This is a genomic window from Allosphingosinicella sp. (assembly GCF_036387615.1).
GTDB lineage: Bacteria > Pseudomonadota > Alphaproteobacteria > Sphingomonadales > Sphingomonadaceae > Allosphingosinicella.
Genome location: NZ_DASVTH010000005.1, coordinates 59,153 through 73,548 on the forward strand (window position 1 = coordinate 59,153; position 14,396 = coordinate 73,548).

The following is a 14,396-nucleotide window of genomic DNA, read 5'->3' on the forward strand; positions in this document are numbered from 1 at the left end:
CCGTTCAGGCGATCCGGAGTTTTTTCTGCCCCGCGGCGACCCATGCGAGGAAATCGGTCTCGCTCATCGGCTGAGCGAAGACATGGCCCTGGACGCTGTCGCAGCCGACCGCGCGAAGGACGTCGAGCTGTTCGCGCCGTTCCACCCTCTCGCCGGCCACTTCGCAGCCGAGCCCGTGGATTAGGTGAATGAGCGCGGCGACGACGGTTCGAGCCATGTCCGACGTGTCGATGTCGTGGGTAAGGCTCGCGTCCAACTTGATGCGGTCGAGCGGCACGTTGCGGAGCCGGCCGAGATTGGACAGGCCGATGCCGAAATTGTCGATCGCGATCGTCGCACCCTCGGCGCGAAGCGCGGCCAGTTCGGTGATTACCGATGGGCCGCTCTTCATCGCCATTCCCTCGTTCAGCTCCAGCTCGAGCATCGAGATCGGCGCGCCCGCGCGCTGCAGGGCGCCGCGAAGGCGGCCGAAGAAGTCGGGACGGCTGAAGTGGCGCGCGCCGATGTTGAAGCTGAGCCGCTGGTTGAGCCCCGCATCATGCCAGCGCTTGAGCGTCGCCGCGACGCTCTCGACCACCCAGTCGCCGATCTCGACGATCAGGCTGCTTTCCTCCGCGATCCGGATGAAGCTTTCGGCCGAGCGCAGGTCTCCGGAGGGGTGACGCCACCGGATCAGGGCTTCACCGGCCAGGACGGCGCCGCTGCGCACACAGATTTGCGGCTGGAAGGCGAGTTCGAACTCCCCGCGGGCGAGCGCATCGCGCAGCTCGCGTTCGACCAGGCCCTTGCGCTCGAACGCGACGGCAAGCTCGGAGCGAAACATGCTGAGCTGGGCGCGGCCGTTGGCCTTTGCCCGATACATCGCGATGTCGGCCGCTTTCATGAGGCCGGTCAGGTCGGTGTCGTGACGGGGGCACAGCGCGACGCCGATCGAGGCGCCCATGTCGATCCCTTGCCCCGCCGTCTCGTAAGGCTCGTTGAGGGCGGTCAATGCGGCGCGCGCGATTCGCTCCGCATCCGCGCTGTCGCGGATATGCGGGAACAGCATCGTGAATTCGTCGCCGGCGAGCCGGGCGAGCAAAGGCTGGGCGAGGCTCCCCGGGCGGCTCTCCGCCCGCGCCAACGCGCGCAGGCGATTGGCGACGATGCACAGCACCTGGTCGCCCTGGGCGTGCCCGAGATTGTCGTTCACTTCCTTGAAGCCGTCGAGGTCGATGAACAGCAAGGCGAGCCGTTCGCCCTCCTTGCGTGCCTTGAGCATGCGATCGGCTTCGCGCCGGAAATGACTGCGGTTCGGCAACGCGGTGACCGGATCGTAGAGCGCCATTGCGCTGACATCGTCCAGGGTCGAGCGGACCTGCTCGAACAGGCCATCGACCGCGGCCGCCAAAGCAGGCATTTCGCGGCGGACCACCGCGGGCGACGGTGAAGTGAGATCGCCCGAGCCGACCGCCAGTAGCCGATCGATCAGCGCGGAGGCGGCGCGGGCCTGGGCGCTGTTCGGGCGCTCATAAGCAAGCCAGACGATCGACAAGGCGAACATGCCGATGGTGAAGGAGGCGAGGATCTGCTGGTTGATGTCCCGCAGCATCAGGAATGCGCTGAGCGTGAACGCGAACGCCGCCAGCCCGGCCAGGACCGAGGTCAGTATATTACCGAATCTCACCAGGAAGGTCCGCATATCAACGGCTTCTTCATCCCCGCCAGTATCGCGCCCCGTCCGATTGTCGAAGCACGCAGGAGGCTCTTAGGGCGCAATCACTTAAAACATGGTTTGCGCTTCGTTCAGCGGCGGCGGCGCAGGACGATGTAGAGCGCGCCCGCCCCGCCATGCCGGGGTTGCGCGCCACGCACGGCCGCGATGCTTGCCGCATGCCGCGAAGAGGCCAGCCAGTCCCCCACCGCCGCCCGGATCGCGCCGCGCGAGACCGGCCGGCGATCGTCCGTCGGCGGTTTGCCGGTGATCAGCAGCACCACTCGCGCTTCCATCGCGACCGCCTGTTCGAGCTTGCGATCGAGCAGGTCGTAGGCGGCGGCCAAATTGTGGCCGTGAAGATCGACCGAGATGTCCGGCTGGACCACGCCCCTGGCCAGACGGCGATCCCAACTCCCGTCGAGCGTCTCGCCGGGCCGGGGCGCCGGCTTGGGCGCGGGCTTCGCGCGAACCGGGACCTGCCTCGCAGGCGGGGCGGGGGGCGGAGCGGCGGGCGGCTCCGGCGCGGAAACAGGCTCCGGTTGGCGGTGGAGCGGCCGGACCGTCGCGATCACCTTGGCCCAGAGCGCGCGCTCCTCAGCGCTTAACGGCCGATGCACCGCGCGTCCCAAGCCGGGCAAGACTGCCCTTCGGCAGCAACACATAGGCGCGTCCGCGCGCCGACATGCCGCCGGCGGTGGTCGCCGCATAGTCGCCCGCGCCCCAGAAGGTGTCGAACCGGTTGGCGCCCTTGATCGCCCCGCCGGTATCCTGCGCGATCCACAATCCGTTCGCCTCCGGCCGATCCAGCTGGAGGAAGACCGGCGCGCCGAGCGGCACGAAGCGCGGATCGGCGGCGACTGTCACCTGGGACGTGACCGGGCGGCCGAGTGCGCCGAGCGGCCCCGCCCCGGTCAGCTCCTGGAAGAAGATGTAGCTCTTGTTCTCGCGCATGATCGCGCGGCCCTCTTCCGGGTTCGCGCGCAGCCAGGCGACGATACCTTGCATGCTGGTCTGGCCGGGCCCGAGCAAGCCGCGATCCTTCATCAGCTTGCCGATGCCGACATAGTCGCGGCCATTCTGCCCGGCATAGCCGATCCGCATCACGCCGCCGTCCGGCAGCCTCAAGCGCCCGGAACCCTGGATCTGCAGGAAGAAGAAGTCGATCTCGTCGGCGGCCCAGGCGATCTCCAGCGCGCGCCCGGCAAGCGCGCCCGCCTCGATCTCGCTGCGCTCGAAATAGGGAGCGATGGCGCCGTCCACCATCCGGCCGCGTCGCGGCGTGCCGGTCGCCTCCGCCGTGGCCTGATCCTGCTCCACAAGGTCGGGCGGCTTGCGGTAGACCGGGACTTCATAGCCCGGCAGCCGCGTGCGCGAGCCGAGGATCTCGGGCTCGAAATAGCCGGTGGCGAAACTCGTGCCCCCGCCCACTTCGGCGGCGTCGAAATGCGCGGCGAAGAAGGCGGCCGCATTGGCCTCGGGCCAGGACGAAGCGGCCTCGCAGGCCGGCCGCCAGTCGCCGGGGCTGGTCAGGCCGGACACATCCTCCCGCTCGGTCACCGAAGGGCAGCTGATCCGGAAGGCGGCAAGCGCGGCGGCGGCTTTGGCCGGCGTGATCAGGCTCGCCACCGCCGGTCCCGCGCGCAAGCCTGCCTGTATCGCGCTCTGGGGCGCAGCAGGGGCCGGCGTGGCGGTCGGGGCGCCCGGATCAAGCGGCGGAGTCACCGCGCGCGGGATACAGCTGGCAAGCAGCGCGAGCGAGCCGAGCACAAGCCAATCGCGCTTTCGTGCGCGCGCAACGCCTTTTCCGATGCTGACTGTCCCGCCCACGGCGCCCGCATAACAGGTTGAGAGTGCGATAGGAACTGCGATCCTGTTGCCCGGCGGGCGGCTCGCCGCAGGTCTCTTTTTGTCCGGCGGGTGCTCGTGCCGGCGCCGGCTTAACAGCTTTTTCACCGACGCCCGTCTAGCAAGGCGCTTCTGATCCGGGGGGACGAGACCGCACGATGCCGAGCATGTTTTCGAGAGACGAAACGACACGCTCCGGCCGGGACGATTTCGTCATCATCGGCGTCGCCGTCTCGGTGCTCCTCGTGCTCGCCGCGCTTGGCAACGGCTATTTCGAGCTCGCCAAGGTCCTTTTCGCCAGGCTCGGCGCCAGCAACAGCCAGATCATCACCGGGCTGCTGCTGCTGAATGTCGCCCTCACCATCTACGGCTGGCGCCTATACCGCGACGCCCGGCGCGAAGTGACGGTGCGCACCGCGGCCGAGAAACGCGCCCAGTCGCTCGCCTCCACAGATCCGCTGACCGGCTTCCTGAACCGCCGCTCGCTGGTCGAGGCGGTCGAGGAGCTGCTGGGCGCGGCCGACAAGCGCCGCCGCGCAGTCGCCATGCTGATCATCGACCTCGATGGATTCAAGACCATCAACGATGTTCATGGCCACCTCACCGGCGACAATCTTCTTCGCACCACGGCCGAGGTGATCCGCAAGGCGCTCCCCAACGACGCCATCTCCGCTCGCCTCGGCGGCGACGAGTTCGCGGCCGCCTTCCTGTTCGATCCCGACATGCCGGTGACCGTCGACGGTGTCGCGGATTACATCGTCGACCGGCTCGGCAAGCCGTTCGATCTGGCCGGCGTCCACACCCACATCTCAGCCTCGCTCGGCATCGCCCGTTCGGACCAGGATTGCGCCAGCGTCGAAGCCCTGCTTCGCCGCGCCGACATCGCCATGTATGCGGCCAAGAAGCTCGGCCGCGGCCGCGCGGTCTGGTTCGATGCGTCGATGGAGCGCGAGCTTCAGAACCGCAACGCGATCGAGGCGGGGCTGCGCCGCGGCATTCCCGAAGGCGAGTTCGTGCCCTTCTTCGAGCAGCAGATCGACCTGCTCACCGGCTCCCTGCACGGCTTCGAGATGCTCGCCCGCTGGAAACATCCGACACGCGGCATCGTGCCCCCGGACGAGTTTATCGGGGTCGCCGAGGAATGCGGCCTGATCAGCGACTTGTCCCTATCCGTCATGCGCCAGGCGTTCGAGGAAGCGCGCGGCTGGGATTCCTCGCTGACGCTCAGTGTCAACATCTCGCCCTCGCAGCTCAAGGACCCCTGGCTCGCCCAGCGCCTGGTCAAGCTGCTGGTCGAGACCGGCTTCCCGGCCGAGCGGCTGGAAGTGGAGATCACCGAAAGCTCGCTGTTCGAGAATCTCGGCCTCGCCCAATCGATCGTCGGCAGCCTCAAGAACCAGGGCATCCGCCTCGCGCTCGACGATTTCGGCACCGGCTATTCCTCGCTCGCCCATCTTCGCGCACTGCCGTTCGACCGCATCAAGATCGACCGCAGCTTCGTCAGCTCGATCAACGACAACCCGGAAAGCGCGGCGATCGTCAATGCGATCACCCGGCTCGCCGACAGCCTCAACCTGGCCGTCACCGCCGAGGGCATCGAGGACGAACTGGTCGAAGCGCGGCTGCGCTCGATCGGGCAGTACAAGGCGCAGGGCTGGCTGTTCGGCCGCCCGATTCCGATCCCCGAAGTCCGCAAGCTGCTCGCCGACAAGGGCTTGCTGCCGGTGACCCGCGAGGTGCAACCCTCCCAGCAACGGATCGCCAGGACGGGCTGACGATCCCCCCCTGGTCGGGGAGGATTTCTAGACTTCGCTCCCCGCCCCCCCTACATCGCCGGCCGATGCGCTTTCACAAGATGCACGGCCTCGGCAACGACTTCGTGGTGATCGACGCCCGGCAGGGCGCGGTGGCGATCGACGCGCGTCTCGCCCGCGCGATCGCCGACCGCCGTACCGGCGTGGGCTGCGACCAGCTGATCCTTCTCGAGCCGTCGGACGCGGCCGACCTTCGCATGCGAATCTTCAACCCGGACGGGGGTGAGGTCGAGGCGTGCGGCAATGCCGCGCGCTGCGTCACACTGCTCGAAGGCGGCGCGCCGACCATCCAGACGCGCGGGGGCACCATCTCCGGCCGCGCCAACGGCGCCGGCGCCAGCGTGGACATGGGCCTGCCCCGCTTCGGCTGGGACGAGATCCCGCTCGCCTACCCGATCGACACGGCCGCGCTCCCGGTCGGCTGGGAGGAGCTGCAGCGGCCCTTCGCGGTCAATGTCGGCAATCCGCACATCGTCTTCTTCGTCAATCGGCCTGTGGAGGCGGTGAAGCTGGACCGGCTCGGCCCGCTGATCGAGAACGACCCGCTGTTTCCCGAGCGCGTCAACGTCAATGTCGCGCAGATCGATGGCGATGCGATCCGGCTGCGGGTCTGGGAACGCGGCGCGGGACTGACGCAGGCGTGCGGGACCGGCGCCTGCGCAACCGCCGTGGCGGCGATCGCCACGCGCAGGGCCAAGTCCCCGGTGGATGTACATCTGCCCGGCGGCGCGCTCCGCATCGAGTGGCGGCGCGGCGAGCCGATCCGCATGACCGGCCCGGCCGCCCACGTCTTCACGGGTGAGATCGATCTGGAGACGCTCGGGTGAGCGGTCCGCAAGTTATCACACTCGGCTGCCGCCTCAACCTGGCCGAAAGCGACACCATTCGCGCGCTGCTGGATGGTGCGGACGATCTCGTGATCGTCAACAGCTGCGCCGTTACGCAGGAAGCGGTCCGCAACACCCGCCAGGCCATCCGCCGCGCCCGCCGCGACCGGCCGGGGGCCCGCATCGTCGTCACCGGCTGCGCGGCGGAGATCGAGCGGGAGAGCTTCGCCAGCATGCCGGAGGTCGAGCGGGTAATCGGCAACACGCATAAACTCTCCCGTACCAGCTACACTCCGTTCGTCCCGAGCCAAGTCGAGGGACCCGCCCGAGCGAAGCCGAGGGGAACCGCGCGAAGCAGTCTCGGCTCCGCTCGACAGGGTGTCTCAACTTCGCTCGACACGAACGGCTTGGATTTTGTGAGTCCAGATCGTGACCGCGTGGCTGACCCCCCCCACCTCGTCGCCAGCTTCGAGTCCCGCACTCGAGCGTTCGTGGCAGTCCAGAATGGCTGCGATCACCGCTGCACCTTCTGCATCATCCCTTATGGCCGCGGTCCGAGCCGCTCGGTCCCGGCAGGAGTTATCGTGGACGGCATCAAGCGCCTCGTCGATCAGGGCTGCGCGGAGGTCGTGCTGACGGGCGTGGACGTCACCAGCTACGGACCCGACCTGCCCGGATCGCCGACGCTCGGCCTGCTCGTGGAACGCATCTTCCGCTATGTCCCGGAACTCCGGCGCCTGCGCCTGTCATCGCTCGACAGTGTCGAGATCGACGAGCGCCTGCACGACATCATCATCGGCGAGCCGCGCTTCATGCCGCACCTCCATATGAGCTTCCAGGCCGGGGACGACATGATCCTCAAGCGCATGAAGCGCCGTCACAGCCGCGCGCAGGCGGTCGAAACCGTGCAGCGCATCCAGGCCGCGCGGCCCGAGGTCGCGATCGGCGCCGATCTCATCGCCGGCTTTCCGACCGAGACCGACGAGATGGCCGAGAACAGCCTCCGCCTCATCGACGAATGCGATATCGTCATGGGGCACATCTTCCCCTACTCGCCCCGGCCCGGCACCCCCGCCGCCCGCATGCCGCAGGTTCCCACGCAGGTGGCGAGGACCCGCGCGCAGCGCCTCCGCGCGGCCACCGCGCGCCGCAAAGCCGCCTGGCTCCAAAGCCTCGTCGGCAGCACCCAACGCGTCCTGTTCGAACGCGGCGGACTCGGCCACACCGAGAGCTTCGCGCCGGTGCGCCTAGACCCCTCGCCCACCCACCGTCACCCCCGCGAAAGCGGGGGTCCCGCTTCTTCTCCAATTCCCGCAACCAAGCGGGATTCCCGCATTCGCGGGAATGACGTGGTGGAGGTGCATATCGACGGCGTTCAGAACGACGCACTCATCGGAATCCCAGCGTGACCGAAGCAACCTGGCTTGATCGACTGACCGCCGGCTTTCGCAAGACCTCGGACCGGCTCGGCGACAATCTCACCGGCCTGTTCACCCGCGCCGCGCTGGACGAGGGCCTGCTCGACCAGATCGAAGAGGCCCTGATCGCCTCCGATCTCGGGCCGGCCACGGCCGCCAAGGTCCGCGCCCGGCTTGCCGCCGAGACGTTCGAGACCGGCCTCGGCGAGGCGCGGGTCCGCGCGATCGTGGCGGAGGAGCTCGAAAAGATCTTGAAGCCGGTCGCGAAGCCTTTGGAGATCGAAGCCTTCCCGCGCCCCCAGGTGATCCTGGTCGTGGGCGTCAACGGATCGGGCAAGACTACCACCATCGCCAAGCTCGCCCACTATTTCCTGGAGCAGGATTACGGGGTGCTGCTCGCCGCCGGCGACACTTTCCGCGCCGCCGCAATCGGCCAGCTCAGGGTCTGGGCGGATCGGATCGGCGTTCCGATCATCACCGGGCCTGAAGGCGGCGACCCGTCCGCGATCGTCTTCGATGGCGTCAAGAAGGCGACCGCCGAAGGCATCGATGTGCTGATCGTCGACACCGCCGGCCGCCTCCAGAACAAGAAGGGCCTGATGGATGAGCTTGCCAAGATCCGCCGCGTGCTCGGCCGGCTGAACCCGGCGGCGCCGCACGATGTCGTGCTGGTGCTGGACGCGACCACCGGCCAGAACGCACTCGCCCAGATCGAGGTTTTCCGCGAGGTGGCGGGCGTCACCGGCTTGGTCATGACCAAGCTCGACGGCACCGCGCGCGGCGGGGTGCTGGTCGCCGCGGCCGAAAAATATGGCATCCCGATCCACGCGATCGGCATCGGTGAAGGCCTCGACGATCTGCGGCCATTCGATCCCGGTCAGGCGGCCCGGGCCATTGCGGGCGCAACGGCATGATGGGGACGTTCTTGCTTACCGCTGCCATCGTCCTAGTCGCCTCCGCCGTGGCTTCGGCCTTGGTAGCAGACGATAAGGGCCGAAATCCTTTTGGGTGGGGAGCGCTCGGCCTACTTCTCGGACCGATAGCTATTCTCGTTATCGCAGCTGTGCCGCGTGATCCTGCAGCCTCGGCTAGGCCGCAACGAGAACCCTCCGCCGGAGCGCGCCTGCTCATCGACCTTGGTCCCCTGGTGTTCTTCTTCGGGGTGAACTTCCTCACAGGCGACATCATTCAGGCGACCATCGCCTTCATGGTCGCGATCACCGCGGCCTTGCTCTTCTCCAAGCTCAAATACCGCCACATCTCGCCCCTGCTCTGGTTTTCGGGATTCATGGTGCTGGTGCTGGGCTCGATCACGGTCTGGCTGAACGATGAGACGTTCATCAAGATCAAGCCGACCATCTACTACACGATCGTCGCGGCGCTGCTCGTTTTCGGACTGAAAACCGGCCGCAACCTCCTCAAGATGGTGCTCGGGGCCGCCTATCCCGGCCTGTCGGACGAGGGCTGGCGCGCTCTCACCCGCAACTGGGCCTTGTTCTTCCTGGCCATGGCGGTGGTGAACGAGCTCGTCTGGCGCACCACCAGCACCGATTTCTGGATCGGCTTCAAGCTGTGGGGCGCCCTTCCCGCCACCTTCGTGTTCGCGCTTGCGAACGTGCCGATGCTGATGCGCCACGGCATGCAATTAGAAGCCAAGGAAGAGCCGCCGGTGCCGCCTACCCAATGAGGCGCAGCGCCGCGGCCTGTCCTACACGGGCAAATCTCGTCATGCTCGACGCCCCCCTTATTCCGACTCGGCCCGGGAGCAGATTTCTGATGTTACGTTCCGCGGCACTTTCGCCAACATCCGCCGCTGGCCCAGTTCTCTCCATTCGCAGCCTGACCAAGACCTATGCGTCCGGCTTGCAGGCGCTCAAAGCCGTCGATCTCGACATTGGGCGCGGGGAGATCTTCGCACTGCTCGGGCCCAACGGCGCCGGCAAGACGACGTTGATCAGCATTGTCTGCGGGCTAGTGACGCCAACCTCTGGAGAAGTGATCGCGGACGGGCATGATATCGTCCGCGATTTCCGCCCCGCCCGCACCAAGATCGGGCTGGTGCCGCAGGAGCTTTACACGGATGCGTTCGAGCGGGTGATCGACACGGTCACTTTCAGCCGCGGCCTGTTCGGCCGGCCCAAGAACCCGGCTCATATCGAGCGGGTGCTGCGCGAACTGTCGCTGTGGGACAAGCGGGGCGAGCGCATCAAGGAATTGTCCGGCGGCATGAAACGCCGCGTGATGATCGCCAAGGCGCTCGCCCATGAACCCGAAATCCTGTTCCTCGATGAGCCCACGGCCGGCGTCGACGTGGAACTGCGCCGCGACATGTGGAACCAGGTCCGGGCGCTGCGCGAGAGCGGCGTCACGATCATCCTCACTACGCATTATATCGAGGAGGCCGAGGAGATGGCGGACCGGGTGGGCGTGATCCGCAAGGGCGAACTCATCCTCGTTGAGGAGAAGAATGCGCTCATGAAAAAGTTGGGCAAGAAGCAGCTGACGCTCAACCTGGCCGAGCCGATGGCGGCCATCCCGGCCGAATTGGGCGAGTGGAGCCTTTCGCTCCAGGCGGACGGCAACGAGCTTGTCTATTCCTTCGATGGAACGGCGGAACGCACCGGCATCCCCTCGCTCCTGCGGCGCATGACGGACCTCGGCATCGGCTTCAAGGACCTCCACACGCGCGAAAGCTCGCTCGAGGACATCTTCGTCGGCCTCGTGCATGAAGAGAGAGCGGCATGAACTCTCCAACCCTTCGCCCCCGCCCCGTTCGGCCTGAGCTTGTCGAAGACTGCCACTTCTTTCTTTCTACCCCTTCTAAGGACGAGGGGCGGCCTTCGACACGCTCAGGCCGAACGGGTTGTGAGGTTCCACAATCCCCAGAGGCTCAGCCATGAACTGGCGCGGCGTTGCGGCGATCTACAAATTCGAGATGCACCGCTTCCGGCGCACGCTTTGGACGGGACTTGCCGTGCCGGTAATCACCACCAGCCTCTACTTCATCGTGTTCGGCTCCGCGATCGGCAGCCGCATGACCGAGATCGGCGGCGTGCCCTATGGCAGCTTCATCGTGCCGGGCCTGATGATGCTCTCGCTGTTCACCGAAAGCATCTTCAATGCCTCGTTCGGCATCCACATGCCGCGCTTCACCGGCACCATCTACGAAATCCTGTCGGCCCCGCTTTCCGCGCTGGAGACGGTGCTTGCTTATGTCGGCGCGGCGGCTACCAAGTCGGTGATCGTCGCGCTCGTGATCCTCGCGACGGCCAACTTCTTCGTCGACGTGACGATCGCTCACCCGGTCCTGATGCTGCTCTTCCTGCTGCTGGTCGCGGCGACCTTCTGCCTGTTCGGCTTCATCGTCGGCATCTGGGCGAAGGGGTTCGAGCAGCTGCAGGTGATCCCACTGCTCATCGTCACTCCCCTCACCTTCCTCGGCGGCAGCTTCTACTCGATCGAGATGCTGCCGGAGCCGTGGCGCACGATCACCCTGTTCAACCCGATCGTCTACCTGATCAACGGCTTCCGCTGGACCTTCTTCGGCCGCGCCGACGTGCCGGTGCTCTGGAGCCTGCTGGCGACGCTCGGCTTTTTCTTCCTGTGCCTCGCCGTCGTCAGCTGGATCTTCCGCACCGGCTACCGGCTGAAGAGCTGAGCCCTAGCCGACCGAACCCAGCCGCTCGTTGACCGCGGCCCAGTTCACCACATCCCACCATGCGTTGAGGTAATCCGACCGGCGGTTATTGTACTTCAGGTAATAGGCATGCTCCCACACGTCGTTACCGAGTATCGGCGTGCCTTTGACCGGCGCGTCGTCCATCAGCGGATTGTCCTGGTTGGGGGTGGAGGTGATCTGAAGCGAACCGCCCCCGGTCGCGACCAGCCACACCCAACCTGAGCCGAACTGCCCGACGCCCGCTTCCGCAAATTTCTTCTTGAAGCTGTCGAAGCCGCCGAAGGTCGAATTGATCGCTTCCAGCACCTGCCCGCTCGGCTGCGACCCGCCCGGCGTCATCGTTTCCCAAAAGAAGCTGTGGTTCCAGTGCCCGCCGCCATTGTTGCGGACCTTCTTCGAGCGACGCGAAATCCCGCCAAGGATCTGCTCAAGGCTCTGCCCCTCCAGTCCTTCCTCGGCCACGCCCTCGTTGAGCTTGTCGACATAGGCCTGGTGATGCTTCGTGTGGTGAAGCGTCATCGTCTGCGCGTCGATCGTCGGCTCGAGCGCGTCATAGCCGTAATGAAGCGGGGGCAATGTGAAAGCCATGGCGGGACTCCTTTGTTGGTGCGTCCCGCCGCAGCTACATTCGCCGGCCGAAACTTTCAGCCTCTTTTTCGGTCCAAGCGGCTATTTGCGAACCTGGAAGCGGGCCAGCTCGGCGCGGGCTTCCTCCCATCTGGGCGCGACCGCGACCGCCTGGCGGTAATCGGCATAAGCCAAGCGCAGATTACCGAGGTCCTCGTTCGCGACCGCGCGGCCGAAATAGGCGAGTTCGGGCCGCTTCGTCTTCAGCTCCAGCGCCCTGCCGAAGAGCGGCAGCGCCTTGCCGGCCTGATTGTTCTTGATCGCCAGCACCAGACCCTTGTTGAGGTAGGATTCGGGCTCGCTGGGGTCCAGGCTCGTCGCGCGGTCGAAATCCGCCAGGCCGCCGGCCACATCACCCGAGCGGGAACGCAGGATGCCGCGGTTGACGTGGGTCGCGACCGCGTCGGCGAGCGACAAGCCGTCGTCTCCCAGCGCCGCGTTGCACAGCGCGATATCGGTCCGGTTCGGCGGCGTCTCCCGCTCGGCGGCTTCGTAGCAGAGCCGCGCGTTGCTGTTGCCAAGCACCATAACCGAAGCTCCGGCCGATCCTGCCGCGAAACAGGATGCCGCAACCAACAAAGCTAATTTGAAACGAGCCATATCGCCTCTCCCAGTGGCCCGGATGCCACGCGCAGAACATAGCACAATTTCGGCGATCAGCGTCACTTTTGAGATAAAGGTCCGAGTCCATTCGACCAACGACGATCTCGTCCAAGTTGAATCAGGATTTCTGCTCGGCTCCCAACAGCTCGTGCCGCTTCAATGCGTGGCGAAGCTGATCGTAACTGAGCTGCAACGCCGTTGCCGCAGCCCGCTGATTCCAGCGACAACGTTCCAGGGCGGCGGCCAGGATCGCCTTCTCATATTCGGCTACAGCCAGCCGGAAGTCGGCGCATCCGGCCGGGTCGTACGCGGCCGCCACGGCCGTCGCGGCGGGCGCCGAGTCCGGCGGCGGGAGGGCTGGTGCGGCTCTCTCCTGAGCCGGCGACGCCGGCCGCCAGGGCGACTCGAAGGGATCGAACTGGATCGAGTCGACCGGCCGCTCCGGATCTTCCCAGCGGTAGACGGCGCGTTCGACCACATTGCGCAATTCGCGCACATTGCCCGGCCAGTCGTAACTGAGCAGCCGGCTGGCGGCATTGCCGCTGAAGCCGGGCCAGCGCGACCAATCGAGCTCGAGCGCCATGCGACGGGCGAAATGATCGGCGAGCACCGGGATGTCGCTGGTGCGGTGCCGCAACGGCGGCAGGGTGATCACCTCGAAACACAGGCGATCGAGCAGGTCGGCGCGGAAGCGGCCCTCCTCGACGAGCTTGGGGAGATGCTCGTTGGTCGCCGCGACGATCCGCACGTCGACCCGCACCGGCTTGGACGCACCGATCCGGGTCACCTCGCCATACTCAACGGCGCGCAGCAGCCTGTCCTGCGCCGCCTTGGAGAGGGTCGCGAGTTCGTCCAGGAACAGCGTCCCGCCGTCCGCTTCCTCGAATCGACCGGTACGCGCCTTGGCCGCGCCGGTGAAGGAGCCGGCCTCGTGGCCGAACAACTCGGCCTCGATCAGCGTCTCGGGCAGGGCGGCGCAGTTCATCACGACCAGCGGGCCGTCCCACCGCGAGGACAAGTGATGGAGCCGCTCGGCGACGAGCTCCTTGCCGGTCCCGCGCTCGCCGATGACGAGCACGGGGCGTTCGAGCGGGGCAGCGCGGCTCGCCCGCTCGATCGCATCGAGGAAGGACGATGCCTGGCCGACAAGCTGGGTGGTTCGCTCCATGGCCGATTGTTGGTGCAATCTCCCACAGGTTGGCAAGCCCAAAGTCGCGATCCAGCTTCAGCAGGCGAAGTGAATCGCGGAAAAGCGCCAATCTCCAATTTGGCACGAACCTTGAAGAGGAAGTGGCATCGCCGCCGAACACAGGCGGGATCAAACCAAAGGTTCAGAGGAGATCATCATGTTCAACATCAACTTCCAGCAGGCGATCATGTCGGCGGTAGGCGCCCTTCTCCTGACGACGGTTGCGATCGGCGCTGCCGCCGGCCCGGCCCGGGTGGTCGAGACCACGCCGATTTCGATCGCTCAGAGCAATGCCCCGGTTGCGGTTCAGGCGAATGTCTGATGTGAATGTCGGGCGGGGAAATCTCGTGATCCCCCGCCCGCCACGTCCACCGCGGCCGCCGAGGCCTACCCTGCCCCCGCGACCGCCCCGGCCGGAAGTCTTGTTCAAGGAGTTTCTGAATATGGGTATTTTCTCGCGGACCCGGGACATCGTTGCGGCCAATGTCGCCGACCTGCTCGACAAGGCGGAGGACCCGTCCAAGATGATCCGGATGATCATCATGGAGATGGAGGAGACGCTGGTCGAAGTCCGCGCGTCCGCCGCTCGCACCATTGCCGACCAAAAGGAGATGCGCCGCCAGATCAGCAAGCTGGAGCGGGTCGGCGAGAGCTGGACCGAGAAGGCCGAGCTTGCGCTCAGCAAGAACCGCGAGGAC

General features: G+C 66.4%; 15 protein-coding genes. 9 read left to right on the forward strand and 6 right to left on the reverse strand.

Annotated elements, in window-relative coordinates:
- Positions 1–4 precede the first annotated feature (4 nt).
- The 3 genes from VF631_RS00845 to mltA all read right to left on the reverse strand — a co-directional run bounded on the left by VF631_RS00845 (position 5) and on the right by mltA (position 3,445).
- On the reverse strand, positions 5–1,666 hold the full coding sequence (locus VF631_RS00845) for a putative bifunctional diguanylate cyclase/phosphodiesterase (protein WP_431848365.1): 1,662 nt from the start codon (positions 1,664–1,666) through the stop codon (positions 5–7).
- Positions 1,667–1,785: 119 nt separating this feature from the next.
- Complete coding sequence (locus tag VF631_RS00850; protein WP_431848366.1) at positions 1,786–2,313, reverse strand: Smr/MutS family protein; 528 nt, start codon at positions 2,311–2,313, stop codon at positions 1,786–1,788.
- Positions 2,291–3,445 carry a murein transglycosylase A gene (gene mltA / locus VF631_RS00855; RefSeq protein WP_431848381.1) on the reverse strand — a complete coding sequence of 385 codons (1,155 nt, stop codon included), beginning with the start codon at positions 3,443–3,445 and terminating at the stop codon, positions 2,291–2,293. Before mltA ends, VF631_RS00850 begins: the two co-directional genes overlap by 23 nt.
- Positions 3,446–3,708: 263 nt before the next feature.
- Between mltA and VF631_RS00860 the strand changes: the two genes are divergently transcribed.
- The 7 genes from VF631_RS00860 (at position 3,709) to VF631_RS00890 (ending at position 11,258) form a co-directional block, all read left to right on the forward strand.
- Positions 3,709–5,316: a putative bifunctional diguanylate cyclase/phosphodiesterase gene (locus VF631_RS00860; protein ID WP_431848367.1), complete on the forward strand. Its 1,608-nt coding sequence runs from the start codon at positions 3,709–3,711 to the stop codon at positions 5,314–5,316.
- A gap of 65 nt (positions 5,317–5,381) precedes the next feature.
- Positions 5,382–6,182, forward strand: coding sequence for a diaminopimelate epimerase (gene dapF, locus VF631_RS00865; protein WP_431848368.1), 801 nt, complete (start codon positions 5,382–5,384; stop codon positions 6,180–6,182).
- Positions 6,179–7,591: a tRNA (N(6)-L-threonylcarbamoyladenosine(37)-C(2))-methylthiotransferase MtaB gene (gene mtaB, locus VF631_RS00870; protein WP_431848369.1), complete on the forward strand. Its 1,413-nt coding sequence runs from the start codon at positions 6,179–6,181 to the stop codon at positions 7,589–7,591. The genes dapF and mtaB overlap by 4 nt, the downstream gene beginning before the upstream one ends.
- Complete coding sequence (ftsY, locus tag VF631_RS00875; RefSeq protein WP_431848370.1) at positions 7,588–8,514, forward strand: signal recognition particle-docking protein FtsY; 927 nt, start codon at positions 7,588–7,590, stop codon at positions 8,512–8,514. Before mtaB ends, ftsY begins: the two co-directional genes overlap by 4 nt.
- A 149-nt stretch (positions 8,515–8,663) precedes the next feature.
- On the forward strand, positions 8,664–9,287 hold the full coding sequence (locus tag VF631_RS00880) for a septation protein A (RefSeq protein ID WP_431848371.1): 624 nt from the start codon (positions 8,664–8,666) through the stop codon (positions 9,285–9,287).
- Positions 9,288–9,376: 89 nt separating this feature from the next.
- Positions 9,377–10,345 (forward strand): ABC transporter ATP-binding protein, encoded by a 969-nt coding sequence (locus VF631_RS00885; RefSeq protein ID WP_431848372.1) that lies wholly within the window; start codon positions 9,377–9,379, stop codon positions 10,343–10,345.
- A gap of 151 nt (positions 10,346–10,496) precedes the next feature.
- Positions 10,497–11,258: an ABC transporter permease gene (locus VF631_RS00890; protein WP_431848373.1), complete on the forward strand. Its 762-nt coding sequence runs from the start codon at positions 10,497–10,499 to the stop codon at positions 11,256–11,258.
- A gap of 3 nt (positions 11,259–11,261) precedes the next feature.
- On the opposite strand, the gene VF631_RS00895 is transcribed toward VF631_RS00890, so the two are convergent.
- The 3 genes from VF631_RS00895 to pspF form a co-directional block, all read right to left on the reverse strand.
- Positions 11,262–11,867 (reverse strand): superoxide dismutase, encoded by a 606-nt coding sequence (locus VF631_RS00895; protein WP_431848374.1) that lies wholly within the window; start codon positions 11,865–11,867, stop codon positions 11,262–11,264.
- 81 nt (positions 11,868–11,948) lie between these two features.
- Positions 11,949–12,434 carry a tetratricopeptide repeat protein gene (locus tag VF631_RS00900; protein ID WP_431848375.1) on the reverse strand — a complete coding sequence of 162 codons (486 nt, stop codon included), beginning with the start codon at positions 12,432–12,434 and terminating at the stop codon, positions 11,949–11,951.
- 193 nt (positions 12,435–12,627) lie between these two features.
- Positions 12,628–13,677: a phage shock protein operon transcriptional activator gene (gene pspF, locus VF631_RS00905; RefSeq protein ID WP_431848376.1), complete on the reverse strand. Its 1,050-nt coding sequence runs from the start codon at positions 13,675–13,677 to the stop codon at positions 12,628–12,630.
- 178 nt (positions 13,678–13,855) lie between these two features.
- Between pspF and VF631_RS00910 the strand changes: the two genes are divergently transcribed.
- Both VF631_RS00910 and VF631_RS00915 read left to right on the forward strand, forming a co-directional pair.
- Positions 13,856–14,020 carry a hypothetical protein gene (locus VF631_RS00910; RefSeq protein WP_431848377.1) on the forward strand — a complete coding sequence of 55 codons (165 nt, stop codon included), beginning with the start codon at positions 13,856–13,858 and terminating at the stop codon, positions 14,018–14,020.
- 121 nt (positions 14,021–14,141) lie between these two features.
- Positions 14,142–14,396, forward strand: a 255-nt coding sequence (locus VF631_RS00915) for a PspA/IM30 family protein (protein ID WP_431848378.1), incomplete at its 3' end; no start/stop codon positions are given.

Bases quoted from the DNA above. Each gene is read 5' to 3' on its own strand.
- VF631_RS00860 (WP_431848367.1), top strand. From the start codon at position 3,709: ATGTTTTCGAGAGACGAAACGACACGCTCCGGCCGGGACGATTTCGTC.
- dapF (WP_431848368.1), top strand. From the start codon at position 5,382: ATGCGCTTTCACAAGATGCACGGCCTCGGCAACGACTTCGTGGTGATC.
- VF631_RS00885 (WP_431848372.1), top strand. From the start codon at position 9,377: ATGTTACGTTCCGCGGCACTTTCGCCAACATCCGCCGCTGGCCCAGTT.
- VF631_RS00890 (WP_431848373.1), top strand. From the start codon at position 10,497: ATGAACTGGCGCGGCGTTGCGGCGATCTACAAATTCGAGATGCACCGC.
- VF631_RS00895 (WP_431848374.1), bottom strand. From the start codon at position 11,867: ATGGCTTTCACATTGCCCCCGCTTCATTACGGCTATGACGCGCTCGAG.
- VF631_RS00900 (WP_431848375.1), bottom strand. From the start codon at position 12,434: ATGGTGCTTGGCAACAGCAACGCGCGGCTCTGCTACGAAGCCGCCGAG.
- pspF (WP_431848376.1), bottom strand. From the start codon at position 13,677: ATGGAGCGAACCACCCAGCTTGTCGGCCAGGCATCGTCCTTCCTCGAT.
- VF631_RS00910 (WP_431848377.1), top strand. From the start codon at position 13,856: ATGTTCAACATCAACTTCCAGCAGGCGATCATGTCGGCGGTAGGCGCC.